This is a genomic window from Desulfosporosinus meridiei DSM 13257, from assembly GCF_000231385.2.
In the GTDB taxonomy this organism is placed as follows: Bacteria; Bacillota; Desulfitobacteriia; order Desulfitobacteriales; family Desulfitobacteriaceae; genus Desulfosporosinus; species Desulfosporosinus meridiei.
In genome coordinates this window covers 388,478-406,163 of the sequence record NC_018515.1, presented here as the reverse complement: position 1 = coordinate 406,163, position 17,686 = coordinate 388,478, and the positions used below count along the sequence as shown (strand labels likewise).

Annotated in this window: 9 protein-coding genes and 1 pseudogene; 1 reads left to right on the top strand and 9 read right to left on the bottom strand. The window is 40.5% G+C overall.

Annotation, left to right across the window (positions count from 1 at the left end; translation table 11 throughout):
• Nucleotides 1-193: 193 nt before the first annotated feature.
• The 8 genes from DESMER_RS01910 to DESMER_RS01875 form a co-directional block, all read right to left on the bottom strand.
• Complete coding sequence (locus tag DESMER_RS01910; RefSeq protein ID WP_014901375.1) at nt 194-3,139, bottom strand: DEAD/DEAH box helicase; 2,946 nt, start codon at nt 3,137-3,139, stop codon at nt 194-196.
• On the bottom strand, nt 3,051-4,847 hold the full coding sequence (locus tag DESMER_RS01905; RefSeq protein ID WP_014901374.1) for a phospholipase D family protein: 1,797 nt from the start codon (nt 4,845-4,847) through the stop codon (nt 3,051-3,053). Before DESMER_RS01905 ends, DESMER_RS01910 begins: the two co-directional genes overlap by 89 nt.
• 2 nt (nt 4,848-4,849) lie before the next feature.
• Nucleotides 4,850-6,013 carry a DUF6361 family protein gene (locus tag DESMER_RS01900; RefSeq protein ID WP_014901373.1) on the bottom strand — a complete coding sequence of 388 codons (1,164 nt, stop codon included), beginning with the start codon at nt 6,011-6,013 and terminating at the stop codon, nt 4,850-4,852.
• Between the two features lie 320 nt (nt 6,014-6,333).
• Nucleotides 6,334-6,594 carry a hypothetical protein gene (locus tag DESMER_RS24215; protein WP_014901372.1) on the bottom strand — a complete coding sequence of 87 codons (261 nt, stop codon included), beginning with the start codon at nt 6,592-6,594 and terminating at the stop codon, nt 6,334-6,336.
• 60 nt (nt 6,595-6,654) lie between these two features.
• Nucleotides 6,655-7,626 carry a helix-turn-helix transcriptional regulator gene (locus DESMER_RS01890; RefSeq protein WP_014901371.1) on the bottom strand — a complete coding sequence of 324 codons (972 nt, stop codon included), beginning with the start codon at nt 7,624-7,626 and terminating at the stop codon, nt 6,655-6,657.
• 5 nt (nt 7,627-7,631) lie between these two features.
• On the bottom strand, nt 7,632-8,678 hold the full coding sequence (locus tag DESMER_RS01885; protein ID WP_014901370.1) for a hypothetical protein: 1,047 nt from the start codon (nt 8,676-8,678) through the stop codon (nt 7,632-7,634).
• Nucleotides 8,679-9,285: 607 nt separating this feature from the next.
• Nucleotides 9,286-12,570, bottom strand: a complete 3,285-nt coding sequence (locus DESMER_RS01880; RefSeq protein ID WP_014901369.1) for a UvrD-helicase domain-containing protein — start codon at nt 12,568-12,570, stop codon at nt 9,286-9,288.
• Entirely contained in the window at nt 12,563-15,526 is a 2,964-nt protein-coding gene (locus DESMER_RS01875; RefSeq protein WP_242831031.1) for a PD-(D/E)XK nuclease family protein, read from the bottom strand. The genes DESMER_RS01880 and DESMER_RS01875 overlap by 8 nt, the downstream gene beginning before the upstream one ends.
• Before the next feature lie 641 nt (nt 15,527-16,167).
• Here DESMER_RS01875 and DESMER_RS22795 point away from each other — a divergent pair.
• A pseudogene (locus tag DESMER_RS22795) lies at nt 16,168-16,467 on the top strand (IS4 family transposase); the annotation flags it as partial.
• A gap of 254 nt (nt 16,468-16,721) precedes the next feature.
• Here the strand turns inward: DESMER_RS22795 and DESMER_RS01870 are convergent.
• Nucleotides 16,722-17,684 carry a TniB family NTP-binding protein gene (locus DESMER_RS01870; protein WP_014901367.1) on the bottom strand — a complete coding sequence of 321 codons (963 nt, stop codon included), beginning with the start codon at nt 17,682-17,684 and terminating at the stop codon, nt 16,722-16,724.
• Nucleotides 17,685-17,686 lie beyond the last annotated feature (2 nt).

Genomic DNA, 17,686 nt, shown 5'->3' with positions numbered 1-17,686 from the left:
TCTCTCCCCTAGCCTTTGTAGATTTTTTAAATTTAAGTTATTCTTTATTTTTATAGAACCATTTTCCGGGACGTTTATTATTGCCACTTGCACTGAGCTGGGAGGATGGCACATATATCATTGACTGAAGTCATTGACATCTGACCTCGGTGCAAAATACCACTAATAAAACAACTTGTACACATTTATATTTCTATTTGTAAAATGGACTTAAATTAATAAATAGCTGATTGTCGATTTTGCCGGCAATTTCTCTGCTAATTACCTCAATTAACTCCTCTTGTCTCGGCTGGCCTAATGTCAGTCGATATAACGACAGTATTTTAATCAAGCGATTGTATCGCAAGCGGTCCTGGCTCAACGGATACATCGGAACGATACGTTCAATCTTGACAGGAGCTGCTTCTCCATCCGTCAAACACCAATACGGAACAAGATCCGGCAGATCTCCCTTTTCTGTTTGTGCGGCTTTTTCAAACATAGCATCCCATGTTTTTTCACTGCTGTACTTGTGTGCAATATTCTGGCGCACCGCAAGGCACTTGTACCGATTAATACGTCCCTCACGCTGCTCCAGGTCTATAGGGTTTGACGGTAAGTTCCAGTGCATGACCTTGCGGCAGTAGAAGTGAAAATCCAATCCTTCCTGCCCGATTGATGTAGTAGACAACACAAACGGACGGAATGGTGAATTAAACGCTTTGCGGATTTTTTCAGTTCTCTGCACATTTTCGTTGCTAACGCGAGCATTGAAATATCCAACAGCAAAGTGCGTGCGCAGACGCGGCTTTTCTTTTTCTGCTCCTGTAAAGGATTCCAGCGTATCTGCCTGCAGAGAGGCCGTATCCGAAAAGGCATCGATCATCGCATCCGCAAGAGCTTCTCCATGTTCGCCAAGTATATGAGCGTATTCATCCAGCATGGCCTGCAGATTACCATCCACACAATATCGAAAGACATTTTCGTAATAGGAATCGTCGCCCTTGCTGCCATACAGCAAGTCAAGAACAGCCGAGCTTTCGGCTTTATTAAATAAGCTGACAAATACTTTTTTAGCAAGCGCCCTGGTTATCACCTCGTTAGAATTAAAAAGCCTGTACGCACAAATGGCAGGTGAACCAATTGCCATGTTGACTAATATGCCAACAGCTCCAGCTGGGATAGTCGAAGGTGTCGCTGATGGATTGCTGTCCAGTGCTTTTATGAGCTCTATCAGCGACTTTGCGCCGGCAGCTCCGCTTTCGGAAAGCTTGTATTTAGCTTTGACTGCATTCAGCTTTGGCTGAAGCTTTTCGGCAAGCTCTCTCCTGATTTGCTTAATATCCTTGCCGATGTGCTCATCTGGATTATAAAGCCGTGCAAGAGTGCCGGATACATGGCAAACAATATCTTCCGTCTCGTTTTTAAGCCTTGTAATACCAAAACGACGTTCTTCCCTAGTCGCAAAGTATCCTCTGCCACGCTTCAGTTTTGCGTTATGAAAGAGCTTGCCGATCGTCAGCCGTTCCGCTTCATAAGAAAGCATAACCGATACCATTCGCGGCACCATTTCCCATGAGGAAAATACGAGTATCTTTGAATAGTCTTTGTTTTTATCAAATATACTTCCTGTTCTGTAGTACGACTTTGATGGTGGAATCCAAAGCAAATTTTCAGTACTGTTTTTACCGCCTTCAAATACAACATCCTTTAGCTTTACCAGTCGTGCGTTATTTGCAGCTATAGGCTGATAGTTATGTATGGTGCTTTTCTTCAGAAGCAGGCACTTGGAATTCGGGCCTTTTACCAGTCCAAAGTCATGATATTTAGAAAAATAATCTGTAATTTGTTTTTTGAGCTGATAGCTTTCCATGAACGAGAGCAAGTAGGGTGAGGATTTTACATAATCCATGGGAACATTGCGATAACGAAGGGGTCGCTTGCTTCGGGCACTGATTTCATCTAAAAGGGATTGTATCTCACTGTAAGACAGGATATCCCCGTCTGAGATTGAAACCTCCCTTGCATCGCTGTCATCGATAATCCCGCTGTTAAAACGCTCTGTCCTGCAGATGCTTTTATAAAGCGCATCTTCAGCAGTATTCTTCCTTGCAAGCAGTACCGTAAAATCACCTTTCGAGATTTCGCAAAGAGAGCTGGAGTAATCCTGCCACACCTTCTGAAAGCTTTGATGCGCTTCGTCATCATAAAAAAGAAACCGCATTACGTCCATAAATTCTTTGTAATGTTCCGCATTTTCATCGGCACTAATTTCTTCCAATGTAGAGTACGGCTTGTAGGGCGTTGCCGACAGCAGCAGTACCTTGGTGTCGGTATTTTGCAGAAACTGCCGAGTAAGCATTCCTTGTTCATCATCGGTGGGGACAATCAAATCGCGGAAGCGTTGAAACTCATCCATGACAACCAGATCAGGCTCCAGCTTATCAAGGCTGATTTGAGCAAAGATCCTCCGAAGAGCGTTGATCAGTGATCTACTCTCGTACTTTTTGGACGGGCTTCTCGATGTGCAGTTTGAAAGGATGTTATCTACAAGCTCGCTATCAGCTTCAAGCCGTTTCGTAAGCTCCATGCCTATTTCATAGAGATAACTGCTGCCGTTGCTGTCGCACTGCTGCACCCTTTCTTCATATGTATCCACATACCATTGCCAATACTTTTCCGCATCATAAGCAAGAAACTGAAACAGTTTTGCTGTGTATCCCTTAAACATAATCAGTCGCTTGAGGTGAGCGTACATCAAAGCACGTTCCTCTTGATTGCCGCAGCCGGAGGTCATAGAAAAGGAGGTGGCCGGCGTCAGCGGAATGAGCTGCTCATAACTGCGATCTCGCCCTCTGTTTTGATAGATTTTGAGGTGCTGCATGGACAAGCGGCTTTCAGAAACATTCATCAAGTCTCTGATGCCAAGCTTCCTCGCATTTTGATTGGCGATATTAATATTAGAACAGATATAAATCACCTTAAAGTGATCATCGTTTTTCTCATGCCTATGCCAGTCCGAAACCTGTCTTATGACATCACTGGCAATGATGGTTTTTCCAAGTCCAACCTCATCGGCAAGCAGTATTCTGTTTTGACCGCCTCGAAACACTGCTAGTATCCGATTGGCGGTAGCCTTTTGAAAATCCTTTGGTATCATTTTTTAGCCTCCTTGCCGCAAGTTCAAACTGCTTGTACATCTCTAAAAACTCATTGCCTACGATGTCCTTATCAAGTCGTTTTATCACGTCTGCAACCTCTTTTAGCCGAGCTGGGTTTTGATGAACCACTTTGAGCATCTTTTCATATACAGCAGCAAAGAAAGGTGCATTTGCCGATTCATTTTCGTCACTCTGCATCAGACGCAGATACTCCGATTCCTCCAGCACCCCAGCAGCGTAATCTTCAGAGAGCATAAACGACACATAGGATAAAAACTTTGTCTCGGTATTGATAATACTTTTGTATATCGCATTGTCACGCTCTGTCGGAATGCCCTTGGTTTCAATTTTTATGACGATCTTTTGCCCTTGCACCCACAAAATATAAAATTCACTCAGTTCTCTGAGTAACATCCCTTTAAACAGCGTTTGCGGCAGAAGCGACTGAAGCAGATCCTGCCGCTGCAGCGGAGCAATTTTCACCGCTTCTTCTGTTTTCAGCTCCTTTGAGTCCACTTGGATGTCATAAGAGTCGCCGCTTACAACTACCTTTGCGCCTTTCAAGGCATAGATGGCTTCTTTGAACGCTTTATCAATCGCATCCTGCACCGCATCCGCTGGTATCTTTTCGGGCGCAGCTTCGATTTTTTCATACGGGCAGTTTTCATCATGAATAAAGTCACTAAAAAAGGTTTTGAATCCAACGCAATTCGGCTTATATTTGAGCTTAAGCAGAAACTCTACATTTTTGTGAAACGCATTATGAGAGGCATTGGCTGAACCTATGTATAAGAAATTTCCTTCATTGGTTATGGTGAAATAGAGCTTAGCATGAATGTCCTGTTTTACACCAAATTCGTTGTCATTTAGAATATCCTTTGTGATGTAAACGCTGTTAAAACTATTGATTACCGATGGACTAACCGATGCTTTTCTCGTTACCAACACCTTGTTGTAGGGGCATTTTGACAGCTCGTTAATTACATTGTCACTCAAAAACGGAGAGACAACGAAAATATCATATTTGCTGTTAAACAGTTTGGTTTTTTCCTTATCGTACCCACTTATGCCGAGAGGCAGGAACTCATAATCTTCAAAGGGATGTTCTATATCAAACGCCTTAACATGCAAAATATCATCTGCAAGCTTTGCAATTTTCTGCTTCTTTGTTTTATCTGCATACCCGCCAACGAAGGTCAACATGTCAGCGAGGGGCTTGTTCTTATTGCGTTTTGTCCGTGTAATCTCACCCTGCATCGCAACACATTGGTCGATACTGTTATCAAAGGTCAAATTACGGCTGAGCACAAGGAGCCTTATGTAAGAGTGACCGTCATCATTTGTGTATTTAATAAACCATAGCTTTGGATGAAAGTTCTGTCTGTTCGAAAGTTTTATTTCAAACACACTGTTTTCTAAAAGCGAATAAATACTCTGTATTTTTTGCGGTAAAGCAATGCCTCCCGCATTACAGAAGATTGCGAGGCTGTCACTGCTTTTGCGAATTGCTTCCAGCAAGTAGAAGGGGCTTCGCATTAGTTCCGAATCTGCTTCATCCAGCAGGCCCAACGACACGGGGACGCCGAGTAAAGCTTCGAGATCAAGGGAATAGGTAAGGCCAACAGCGAAATCAAGCTTATATCCCAACTCCGGTTGCAGAAGCTCTCCGTAACTTAATCTATTGTGTGCTGTATCAAACATTGCCATGCTTATCCCTCCAATCCTTTGATGATGTCGTCTATGATGGTTTTGGCTGTACCAAAACGAAAATCGAGCCTGTAAAAATGCACCGGCCTGTCAAAGTTATACTGATACTCATTTGGCTTGCAGAGCTTGGCGCGGTCGCCCTTGACGGCTTTTTCCCTTGCAATAATCATTTCATCCATCGCCTGCAAGTCATTTTTATAAACACTATCAAGAAAGTCTGCGCAGAACTTTACGGTTGCATAGTTACACGAAATGCGATCCAAAACGGCAGCAAGATCAAAATCGCGATTTACAAACATAGTTCTCCAGGAATTAAACTCATCCACCATTTCCTCATCCTGATAATTGGAGAAAATAATGTTGTAGCGGATGTGCGCACCAATGATAAAATCGGAAAAATCTTTTGCCAGTAGATAATCATGCCTCATTTCATGCGCCAGAATATCCACTGGAATCTCATCAAAGCTGTTGCAGTTAAGTTTATGCTCGATTAAAAATGCAAACAGTGTATTTTGGGACAGTAAGGCTTTTGTAATTTTATCCGCTAAAAACTCTGCTTCTTTGCGCGTGAGTGTAATAGCGGCTGTTTTCTCAAAATCGTAATCCGGCAGGATAGGAGAAAATAAAACGGAATTTCCTTGTCCTGCTGTCATATCATCAAAGCTATCACCATCGGTTTTAGGTTCAGCTTCATTTTTCTTCTGAGCGGACGACCAAGTGACATTGCAGGCCGCACTGAATGAAATACCTGCACTGCGTACAATTTCAAAGGTTCGCAGGCCGTTCCAATAAATGCTGGATGGCTTCATCTTGACCGCCCGTTTTTGTTTTAATGCATTCTTTCCGATAATGCCGGTTTCCTTGCTGTCGCTATTGCGTACTAGCGTCTCCACCATTTTATCTTCATTGGCAGTTAGCCATTTATGAACCGCTCTACCGCTAGATAGTTTCTGGTTTGCTGCTCTTTTAAACAGGTATGGAATGAGCACAAAGTACTTTGCCCTTGTTTGGATGGTAGAAATACCAGGGAAGAGAATATCTGCATAGGCATCCCGAATGACTCCGATGCCAAGCTCATCCAATGCTGTTTGTGTTCCGAGCAGCTTCAGCGTAGCCAGTATTTTATTTCTTTCTTCTTTAGAAAAATCGATAAAGCCGATTTGCACCTAGTCTAACCCCATTTCTATATCTGGATATTTTCTAAGCCAGTTTTCACCATCAAAATTTTCGATTTGCGTTTCGATCTTCTTTACATAGCCCGCAGCAGATTCCTCGGACGCAAACCAAACATTTGCTTGTCCAAAACCATAGGAACGAGTTTTGTTTTTCGGGGGACTTGCCAGATATGGACGTTTCTTTGGCCTTCAGACAGCAGAACACAATCATCCAATGCGGCTTCTATGTTAAAGTTTTGGGTTTATAAGCTGCCATCTTCCAAGTTGACTTCAAAGCTTTCATAATACCTGTAAACGGTAGCGTTCCTGTATCATCCCACAAAGACAGTTCTATTGTCATGAAACTTGGCGTACCAAACAACCAACACATTTTCCGCAAGCTCATCACGTCTGGAAATCCCTTCAATCTTTTCGATGTGAAGCTGTTTGGAAAACTCGCCGTTAGTGCTCTTAGTTTCAAAAAAACCTAAGCAAAGCTCGCCATCCTGTGTATCATGAGGCATAAAGTTATATTTTTCATGGGCATCACCGTTCGCAGAATATTTAGCCGCTATAGCGCGGCTCGTCCACATTTTTAATGATGCCTTTGTAATATTTCATATAGGCGATGTTGCAAAATAAAATTTTTATCTTTACACCTCACTGACAATATCTGAAGCCATGCCAATCAGTTCTTGTCTTGCCCATGCTGGTGCCTCAATCTTTACTAAATTTCCGAACTGGAACAACCACGCATAAAAGGACGGACTGACTGCTACCCTTACAGTTATTTTGAAATTATCTTTGCCAGGACTTTTGATCGCCACGTCTTGACCAAACTTATCGTAAACAACGCCAACTAAACTGTTGTCAAAGCACAAAGTTATCTCATGCTCCTCTCCGCCAAACATGGAAAACACTCTTTTCGAATATTCTCTCAGGCTAAAACCTTCAGGCGGCTGGAGGATATCGCTTTCGAGGATCGCAATTTCCTCCATGCGTTCCACTCGAAAGTGAGAAATACCATCATACTTTTCATAAAACGCAATTAAATAGTATTTTTCATTTTCCCATGACAGGGCATAGGGTGAGGCGGTTCTGTGTCCGTCACGGTAATGTTTCTTCTTGTCCACACCGATGTCAAAATAACGGAATGAGATCTGCTTTCCATCAGCGATTGCCCGATGCAGAACATCTACATTGTAGTATATTTTTTCATTTTCGGTTTTTGTCCGACCTGAAATTAGTACCTGCCTGCGCAGGTCTTTTGCTTCGTATTCGCTTGCAAGAGTTTCAATCTTTTTAATCAGCTCGCCGGACTTTTTCTCTGTAATAAACTTAGCGGACGCAACCGCATCTACCAGCAGTTTCAGTTCCGGGAACTCGAAGGTTTTTCCGTTCACATAATAATCATGGGTTTTACTTTTTCTGCACATCAAATCAACCCCGAATAGCCGAAGGGCTTCGAGGTCATCATAAATGGTTTTGCGCTCTGCTTTAATTCCAAGTGCAGCAAGTTCAGCGATCATTTGCTGTACTGTCATGGTGTGCTGCTCATCTGTTTTCTTTTGCAAAATTTTGTGGAGATATAGTAATTTTAACTTTTGATTCGATGACTTAGGCATGGCGATCACTCCTGCTCTGATTCTACCTTTTGTGTATCGCCGTCAAAGCCAATTTGCCAAAAGCACATATCAATCATTTTCATCGGTGAGTACTCCACACCGTGTTCACTTATCTTCAGGCGTACAGCTTCAAAGTCATCATAATAATGCTCATAGAACTGCAGCAGTCCTACGAAAGAACGCTTGGAAAACTGCGCAGAGGAAACCCCTGTGCTGCTAAGTCCATTTTTGAAATACCGGTCATACGCCGGTACACAGCCAAACACTCCCAGCAATATCTTTGTGATCAACGTATCGGAGGAGTTTCGACCATTTTCATTTTCGAAATCAGTTGTTTTTCTGCGATAAATTTCCGGGATTTTTTGGTTGAGTTCAAATATACGATTTATGTACTCGTCATTGTGTGTAATTTCTCGTATGTTTGTGCTTCTTAAAATGCGAAATCGCTCGTTAAGCATTAAATGCACAACCTCAAGATGCACCTTATAATCCTTTTGAAGCAGGAATGCTGCGCCTCGGAACATTCCCCAACTTGCCAAATAGTTAGAGAGATGCAAACACATTAAGTCGATGACTTCGTCGTCAGTTGTGGATTGATGCTTGGTAAAAAATGAATAGCAGTGCTCCCATGACCGATATCTGTGGTTCTCTATTTTGGCCAGCTTATTATGGTATTCAAGTGCATTATTCAGGAGAAAGGCGATATCAACTTGCTCCCACAGCTTTGATTTATGACCTGCAATCGTTCGATAATCAACTCGTCCTTTTGTAAAAATTGCTGGGCACTCTGGCTGCGTGGGGGCTTCATTGTCCAAGTAGTACCTGAGTTCCAATGTGGTGCTGTTTCCGCTTGGGGGTGTAACCAGCACATCATATTTTGAAAAACAGTGGATGCTACGCATTGCATTACAAATCGATTGGGGTATGTTGCCCAAGCCCATTTCCTTTTTGATATCTCCAGCACGAATATCCTTTGTTGCATATCCATCTTCCTTGGCCTGTTGCAGAATGCGTAAGATGTACTTTCTGATTTCTTCTGTTTTGTTGACCACCTGTCTTCACCCCCTTTAATTCTTGAAGCCTTTTCAGTTTCGCAAAGAATGCGCTGTTATTCCGTATGTATCAGTATGCTGTTACGCAAAAATCACAACAATACCATTTTATGCTAAGATTATATCATATCAAGTGTCCAAAAAACGTATAGTAATTATTTACTGTTCTTTTTCTGTCGTTATATTTACTTAGAGTGATAGGTTGACCTTATCGGTATATCATAGTGGCTCTCCATCCCTACAGATAGCTCAAAAATCCGGAACACTGGCTCGTGTTCCGGAATAATGTTCAATTTACTCTGATTCATTAAGTAAATTTTACATTTACACCTCTGAAATACAATATCCGCTGTCTGTCATCACACCAAGGTCCACTCAATATATTCTCTTTTGTGACGGCTTTGAATAATAATGGCCAAGAAACTTTTGCTTATTCTCCGTTAAGTATTATTAATAACGCAACTTTCGCATAGCGAAACTTCACCCCTAACCCAGTATATATAACGAGTAGCCATTATAAACACCACATTAATTCATTGAGTTACCTCAATCTTAAGTGAGTGAAATAATGACTGAATTTCTGAAAGGTAAAACCATTACGCTTAAATTAAGAGAAGGCATTTTTGATTTGATTTTTCTCCACGAAATATAGTTGACCCTCCTGGCAACTTTCGCCAATGATAGAATCCCAAACTTCACAATACATCTTCACCTGTGGTTCATAAAATTCTCTTAATCGATCCAAATCACTTTCTTCGTTGACTCGGTCCGTCTTATAATCAACAATCACCCATTCGCCATTTTCCTTAAAGGCCAAGTCTATAATACCTGATAGAATAATTGGTTTTTCATTTTCTCCTTTAACATAAACATTGAGTGGATGACCATTGTCAATTTGCAACGAAAATGGTACCTCAGTATATTTTGATTCAGCCTGAGTAATTCTTTGCCACAAATCGGTTCTGCAAAATTCTTCGACGACCGTATAAACTTCTTCTTTGCGCTCAAGAGATTCCTCATTTTCTTGTAGAGCTAGGGTTATTACAGAATCAATATCATCATTACCCTTGATAAGTTCTTCAAATACTTGATGAATGACAGTTCCCCAAGCTTTACCACCTCCTGCTCCACGTTTAACACTTAAATCGATTACCTGTTCTTTTAAGCCTGTAGTTGATACGATTTGGTAGCTAGGTTTTGCCAAATCAGACACCCACTCGGAAAAATGCTCACGAGCAGCAATAAGTTCTTGCGGTTTAACATAGGTTCCGATATCATCAGGAATATTTACACCGACTATATCAATCTCGGATGCATTAAGTTCGTTCTCAACAGAAGAACCATGCAGCAACAATGCCCAGGGATTTTTTCTTAAGTCCCTATCTTTGAGACTTCGGCTTATAATAAGTAAGTTTTTACTTCTAGTCCCCGCAACGTAAACTAATCGACATTCCTCTTCTTGCAGATATCGCAACTCTTCGTTTTCATAAACACTCCATCTGTCAGGTTGTGCAATACACTCTGAGTGATAACCCAGCTTACGATTGAATACATAGTATCCCTCTGGTTCAGTTCCGTGACGGCGAATATGAATATCAGCCTTCTGAGAGACTTCTTTAAACGGCTGAGCAAGAAAAACCACAGATGACTCAAGACCTTTGGCTTTATGTACATTCATTAGACGAACAACATTTTTTTCCTTTGACGTAAGACTCAGTTCTTCTTCAATCGAGCTACTCATGATCATATTAAACTCTGTAACAATCTGATCGAAGCGTGTTTTACCATTTCTTTCAGCTTCTCTCAAAAACTCTAATACCTGATAGAAATAGGAAGCTCCGCTTTCGCTTTTCGCGAACCCTAAAACATAAGGGATCATGCCGAGATCTGCAATTATCTTTTCGATGGCAACCGAAGGCATCATTTTTCCGGCCCATTGCAGGTATTTTTTGAGCTTGTCTAATGCCTTTCCGTAGCGTGTTTCTAAATCTTCGTGTAGTCCTTCTGGTACATTACTATAAATTCTAAAGTAACCGCCGGCCTGCTTGATCTGAAAAAGGTCATCGTCACTTATGCCAAAGAACAATCCCCTTAGTACACCTACCATTAGTAGTTGATCGTCCGGGTCAGACAATAATCGAAGCAGTTTATAAAGCTCTGCTAATTCTAGAGAGTCTCCTAACGAACTACCTCCAGTCATGCTAAACGGAATTTTGAATTTTTCGAGCGCACGTGCATAAAGATCCATTCCATCTTTAAATCGCAGTAAAATCATAAAGTCCTCAGGTTGTGCTTGACGAATTTCCTCTTTATTCGTTTGATCACTTGGATGCGTAAGTTTTAAGTTTCCATCCAGCGACCAACGAATAAACTGGGCAATCATTTCTGCATCAGCATTTAGAATCTCGTCCTTTTTCGTGAACTCTGCGGGGATATTTAAAACTTTAACGCCATAATCAGACCCTTTACCATTTGGTCTTATGGTTCGAAGCGGACTAAATTCCGCTTGGTAGGATGATTCTTGCACCGGAAAGATCGTTTCAAAGATGGGGTTGATCCAATGGCCCAACGCATTAACCGACCGGAAATTGGTCGTGAGTTGAACAACTTCTCCCCCGCTCTGAATAATAAGGTTTTTTACGAGGTTATAGGTATCTATATCTGCTCTACGAAAACGGTAAATTGATTGTTTGGCATCGCCAACCACAAAGAGGGAACCGGGATAAGGAATCAGTATGTGCCAATCTTTTTGATAGATGTCCTGACCCGTTAAGTAGAACAAGATCTCCGCCTGAATCGGGTCGGTATCTTGAAACTCATCTATCAATAACCTTGGATACTTACTTTGGAAGTAAGCCCTGACCTCAGGGTGATCACGCAGCATGTTGCGCGTTTTCAACAACAGGTCTTGGAAATTGAGTTTAGATTGTTTAAACCTGACCTGTTCATAAAACTTCACAGCAGGAATCGTAAACTCCATTAATATGTAATGACAATATTCTCTCCATGTTTGCAGCATAGGGCTTAAAATATTAACCGCGAACTCGTTAAACTCATCTCTATACCGCTTTGCTTCATCCTTACTAATCCAGCGGTTTTGAGTAACACTAAATTCTTTATCAAATGCCTTTAGCAAATTGACAATATTAACGTCTTTGTTAAGGTCAAAAAACTTAAAAAAGCGACTTGCCTTGAGAATGGCTTTTTGAAGATGATCCCATCCTTTTTCAGGTTCTTCATTGGGAATATCATTTATCGCTCGCTCAACTAAGTTTTTCAGAGTTTCCACGGCAGGCTTTAAGTCTGGTTTAGGTACCTCTGTACAAACCATAGTTACGTCAGGATATTGAGAAAGAGTTATAAAGGCTTCTTTTAATTCACCGGTTGGTACGCCGATATCATCTAACGTTTCCTGCAAATGAGAAGAATTCAATTTAACATCCATTAAATAACTTTCCCAGGCCTCCTGTTGAAGAACGATTTCTTCAACGGGAGCGAGCTCTTCAAATTCCGGATCAAGCCCTGCCTCAACTGGTCGTTCCGTCAAAAGAGACGCACAAAAGGAATGGATGGTTCCTAGGAAACACTGGTCTAAATCAACCAGTGACTGTTGAAGCTTTTCTTTAATACATGAATTTTTTTCTTCCCGATAGGCCTTTTCGATAGTTGTTTGAAATCGTTCTCTAAGTTCACAGGCAGCTTTGCGTGTAAATGTAATCGCAGCAATTTGTTGGGTTGTAACACAACCACTTTTTACTAGGTTTACCATACGACCAACTAGGGTTGTTGTTTTTCCCGAGCCAGCGCCTGCGTCAACCAAAAAATTTACGAATAGCTCTTGCTGAAGTTTAAGTCTTTCCTCATGATCCAGTGGATTAGCCAATTTAGGCATAATTTCTTAACCCCCTAAATATATCGATCATCATCTTATCTAAGCCTTTTTTGCTTCGGCTATGGCGGTTACATGCATCGCGATAGTCGCAATAATGGCAGTCGTTCTCATCGTCAGTCATGACAAACGTCCCTTCGGATAATAACGTAAACAGACGATTGAGAATTTCATATAAACTGTCCCGCCGGACTTGTAGCCGGACTACCCTTTTCCCTTCACCTTTTCGAGTCGGAAAAATGTAACCGCTAAGAATTACCTTTGGATTGGTATGAAGTTCTTTCTCTGAAAAGAGACGTTCTATGGCCAACGCATATAACCCATGTTGGAGTTGCCTCCCACCCTTGAAATACTCTTTATCACTATAACCAAAGGTGCTGCCCGTTTTATAATCCCAGATCTTTAACCCATTTGCGGATTCATCGACCCGATCAATTTTCCCTCTGAGGAGAAACCGTTTATCGTTCGGCAACTCAATCGTGACCGCTTCAAAGTTCTCGTTGTTTTTAGTTCCTCCTGGATGCATTCCAAAAGTTAACTCAAAATATTTAGGGACATCATCACATGACTCAATTTCTTCAGACTTCAAAAAAATACGGCAGGAATCAAGAATTGATTTGCGTTCATAATCGTATACTAACTCACTCGGAGGTGGCACACTCACTTTTTTCTGACTCATTAACTCATCGGCAATTTCATAAAGGAATTGTGCATGTCTCGCAGCGTTAAGAGGTTCACCTTGATTGGCAAGTTTCTTATAGAACCGCTCAAAAATGCCATGATATAGATCCCCTTTTGTCTTTGCATTTAACCATACGCCTTGGTCAAAGACTAATTCTTCAATGGGCTGAATTTTTAACACATACCTTAAGAAGTACGCAAACGGGCATTTCCCAAGCATTTCAAGTTGACTGCAGGACATTACTAAATCTTTGCTAACCGTAGGGTCCACTATTGATGGGTCAAAATTGACCTTTCCGTCAAACGGCGTAAGTTCTTCTATTTGCTGGCGATTTGATTCAGCGTTTAATCCATCAAGGAGCGCTGGATACAAGGTTTTAAAAGTATCAAGATCTGGCTTTTTGTTTCCCATTGATAAAACACTAAGCCACCATTCCTGATCATCTAAGGACTCGTCGATATCTGAGGGTGTGAAGCCTTTCCTAGTACCAAGCGTTTCAATAAGATCGCTGTAATCCAGCGTTTCATCATGAGCTTTCAATCTATACATTTGCAAAAGGATAGAGCTTGGAAAAACAGCACGGTTTTCCAAGGTATCAAAGGCAGAATAACTGACCGTAAGGGTTCCTTGAACAGACGATAAAAACTGTACCAAGTCGTGTACTTTTTCTTTTGGCCTATTACCCAGCAAAGGAAGACCGTGACCAATTTTTTCACGTTCTATATCCAGTAAAATTGGGTCTTCTCTCATTGTCCCTGGGAAGCGGTTAGCATCAAGGCCAACGATAAATACATTCTGACGTGATATCCATAATCCAGAGTTGTAATGATCGATATGTAGATGGCCTGGTTTCGGGCTCGATACACTTACCCTTATTCCCTTAATTAAAAATTTAAGTCTTGCAAATATATCATCTCGTTTAAGATGAATAGCAACCGAATCTTCAATGAGTTTTAGATTTCTACAAATGACATTTTTTGCTTCATGGTCTGCTTGGCTAACAACTGAGCTGAATTGATCTACTAAAGTATTTAACCATGCTGCTAGTTGGGCATAGGGTATACGCCCTTCAGAATCTAGGTCCGGCAAAGAGGTAAAAAGCTGAGTAAAAAATTTCTTTAACCACAGAAAGTTCTCAAATCTTGCTTTATACGAATCATTGTCGTCCTCGAAAGCTACATCAGCTTTAATTTGGTTCTTGATATTGATTATTTCATTGTCTATGGTCTCTAAGTAACGCTCTTTTCCCCAGCCAATTCCTGTAGTTCTTAAGTAGTGGGTGATGGTTGATTTTGGAGGGGACTTTTCGCCCGGAATCTTAAACACTCCGTCTCTGATGAGTGGAACTATGTCGGAAACTTTAAACCCTCTCTCAGCCCAAGACAACAACCCGAAATATAACCTGCCAGGATTTGTGGCACAAATATCTATTCCCTGGCCAAAGGTCAAAGGGAGTTGATCGATTCCTTGAGCTAGGTCAAATAAGAGATGGTTATAAGGATCTTGCACAGTATAAAAAATAACTGTCTGGTCAAATGGTATTTTTTCCAATTTCAATTTGCGCAACACTTGACGTATTTCATTGGATTCCCCGTAGGCATGGAACATTTGTATTGGAAGTTCAGTTACCGGCGCATTTGTTAGGTCATTGAGGTAAAGTAAACTGCTATAGGGTTCACTAAGCTCGATACTTAGCGGTGATATTTCGTTTTCTAGAGATGTTTGTAGAGTGATAATCCCTTTTGGTCTACTAAAATTGATCACTTGGAAATTGTTTTTCGTTAGAGCTTCTAAAAAGTTGCGTTCCAACGGGTGCATTTTTAAATTCGACGGAACGATGTAGATACAATGTGACGGGTTTACCTCCCTGGCTGCAAGTTGAAGTAAATCGGCTTGATCTATGTACTTTCGGATTTGCAACTCTTTGTCATACTCAGCCCATATAATTTTTATATCTTCGCACTTACAGGAATCAACAAACATTTCTGTAGTGATATCATTAACATCAATTCCAGTCATTTTGAGATCTATGATCGAATGAGTTATGATGCTACCTACGCTAGGTGTTATTTCCAAACTGTTAAAATACGTCAACCGGCCTGCCTGACGAAGTCTTTCGAGAACCTGAATTGTAAATTCGATTGCCAAGATATCAGGAATAATTGAGCGTCCGCTGTTTAAAAGTGATTTTTGGCAAACTTGCTCTGCTAAATTCCTCATGGTTTCAGTTTTTAAGTTAAGGATAGTCAAGCCTTGACGCGTTGCTCTTTCAAGCAATTGTCGCCCAGCGGAAAAACTCAGAGATATGAGAACCTTTTCGCTTAACGGATTTTTCATAACGATTTCCCTTAATTGATCCATAACTGCTTGCATATACAGCCTCCACAATCAGTTTATAAGTCCATTATTATGAGCTCACCCAAAAGCATTAACAGTATTTATGGATTTAATACATTTTCAAGGGAATTTTAGAAAATATCATGAATAAAGTTTTTATGAATTGTATAAACTATTAAATTTATAACAACATATATGTTGTTATCTATACAACGAAAATTGAAAATACGGAAGAGTATTCGTGACAATAAAGGAACCCTCAATACCCTAAAAAGAATTACGGGTATTGAGAGTTCCTTTATTTTGTAGCGATTACCTAGTACTGATTCAGTCTAACTCATTATGAAGTTTTTCTCATTCCATTTATATCTTATAACTCAACTTTCGCATAGCGAAAGTTACCTCTAACCCAGTATGAATCTAGGTTAGAACAAAATATTTTTATTTATCGACAGAAAAGCACCTTTCCAATTGGTAAAATGGAAGTGACAAAACAACCATTAAATCCAACCAGAAAGGTGCGTATCTAAATGTTATAACACAACTCTCTGTCTGAACAGGTTTAAAATCAACTTTCTGCAATTTTTTCCTCTCTCAAATTAAGTCAACTTCTTCGAACAACAGGAATCCGCAAATCCTATGGCGTCTCAAGCTTCGCTGTCTTCCAAATCATATTTCAGTTAGTTTTCCAGGGCCGTAACTTGTACCGATTACTAGAAGGCACCCGAGCAAAATCTCTCCCGGGTAAAGAAGTCGTTTATCGGTTTTCTATCAATTACTTAGTCAAGGTCGTCAGGCAATTTGAAAAACGCACTTACTTTGGCACACCAGCGTATCCGTTTATCGTCGATGATTCTGTCATAGGACGGGAAAGGAGTAAGGGTTGAAGTAATGGATTTAGACTTAAAGACAGCATTGCGTCGATTGATGGCATTTGTACTAGATCTACTACCGAATAAACCCAAGAACAAAGAATCGCTTAGTCAACTACATAACTGGATTGGTGAATTGCCCAGTTATATCAAGGCTTTATTCGCTCAACTGCGGTGCAAAAGTTGAGTTAATAAAATTGGTCTTGGAAGGTGTGTGGATAAATATTTCAATTTCTGTATTATGATAGGATTTCGCAGATTTTTTATTTCTTCAATCCTTCTATCGCTTTTTTCAAATCAAAACCAGGTAAAAACGGATTTGGACCCTCCTGTTTAAGTACCGCATTATAAGCATGGGCTAATACCGGAAACGTAATAGCTTGTAAATTAGACTCTGCAGCTATTTTTGTTGACTCGGATATAAGGACTTTCATGAAGCCCATACGACCATTCGTAGCAATAAAAATTCTCTCCCAGGTATCTTTATTCGCCAATCCTGATACTTCCTTAAAAGGAAGTTGTTTATCAAAAGTATATAAAAAAGCTCTAAAATCTTTATCCCCAAATTTAAAGCAATCTATAGTTTCACGTCTCAAAACACGTCCAGACAATTGCTCATTTTCTTGAAATATATCTGATGCATTTGGAAGACCTAAAAAAACCAAAGGAATTTTAGTTGAATTATAAAGATCTTTAAACCAATCTGCAGATTCCATAATGAGCCTTTTTTTATCTCTATCAACAATTTGCTGAACCTCATCAATAATTATAAGTTCTACTCTACATTCTTTAAGAAGTTCAATAAACCTTCCAGTAGGAATATTATAATTACGATAGGTTTTATCCCAGAAAGGATCTTTAAAGTCACGCAATAATTGCGTAACTAAAGGGCCTATATGAGACGAGCTTGGAACACTTGAATAAAATACTGGCTTTATTACCCTATCTTCATGTTGTACCTCAGGAAATTTTCGCATAAACTCCTTAGCAACTGCAGTTTTTCCAGCTCGGGTATCACCAAATATACAACCACACATAGGTTCTGCCGATTTCCAGCTTTTTTTGCAATCTTCAAGAACAGTTAGCGCTACGTTCATCATAGGATGCACGATCATAATATTTTTAACATATTTTTCTTTTGCTTCTGGAGTCATGTTTATTAGCAGTGATTTATCTATGGGAGATCTTTGAATTTCAGTTATTTTCTCAGATAACTCATTATTCATTA

Coding starts and splice junctions, on each gene's coding strand:
- DESMER_RS01870 (WP_014901367.1), bottom strand. CDS start 17,684: ATGAATAATGAGTTATCTGAGAAAATAACTGAAATTCAAAGATCTCCC.
- DESMER_RS01905 (WP_014901374.1), bottom strand. CDS start 4,847: ATGGCAATGTTTGATACAGCACACAATAGATTAAGTTACGGAGAGCTT.
- DESMER_RS01890 (WP_014901371.1), bottom strand. CDS start 7,626: ATGCCTAAGTCATCGAATCAAAAGTTAAAATTACTATATCTCCACAAA.
- DESMER_RS24215 (WP_014901372.1), bottom strand. CDS start 6,594: ATGTGGACGAGCCGCGCTATAGCGGCTAAATATTCTGCGAACGGTGAT.
- DESMER_RS01910 (WP_014901375.1), bottom strand. CDS start 3,139: ATGATACCAAAGGATTTTCAAAAGGCTACCGCCAATCGGATACTAGCA.
- DESMER_RS01880 (WP_014901369.1), bottom strand. CDS start 12,570: ATGCCTAAATTGGCTAATCCACTGGATCATGAGGAAAGACTTAAACTT.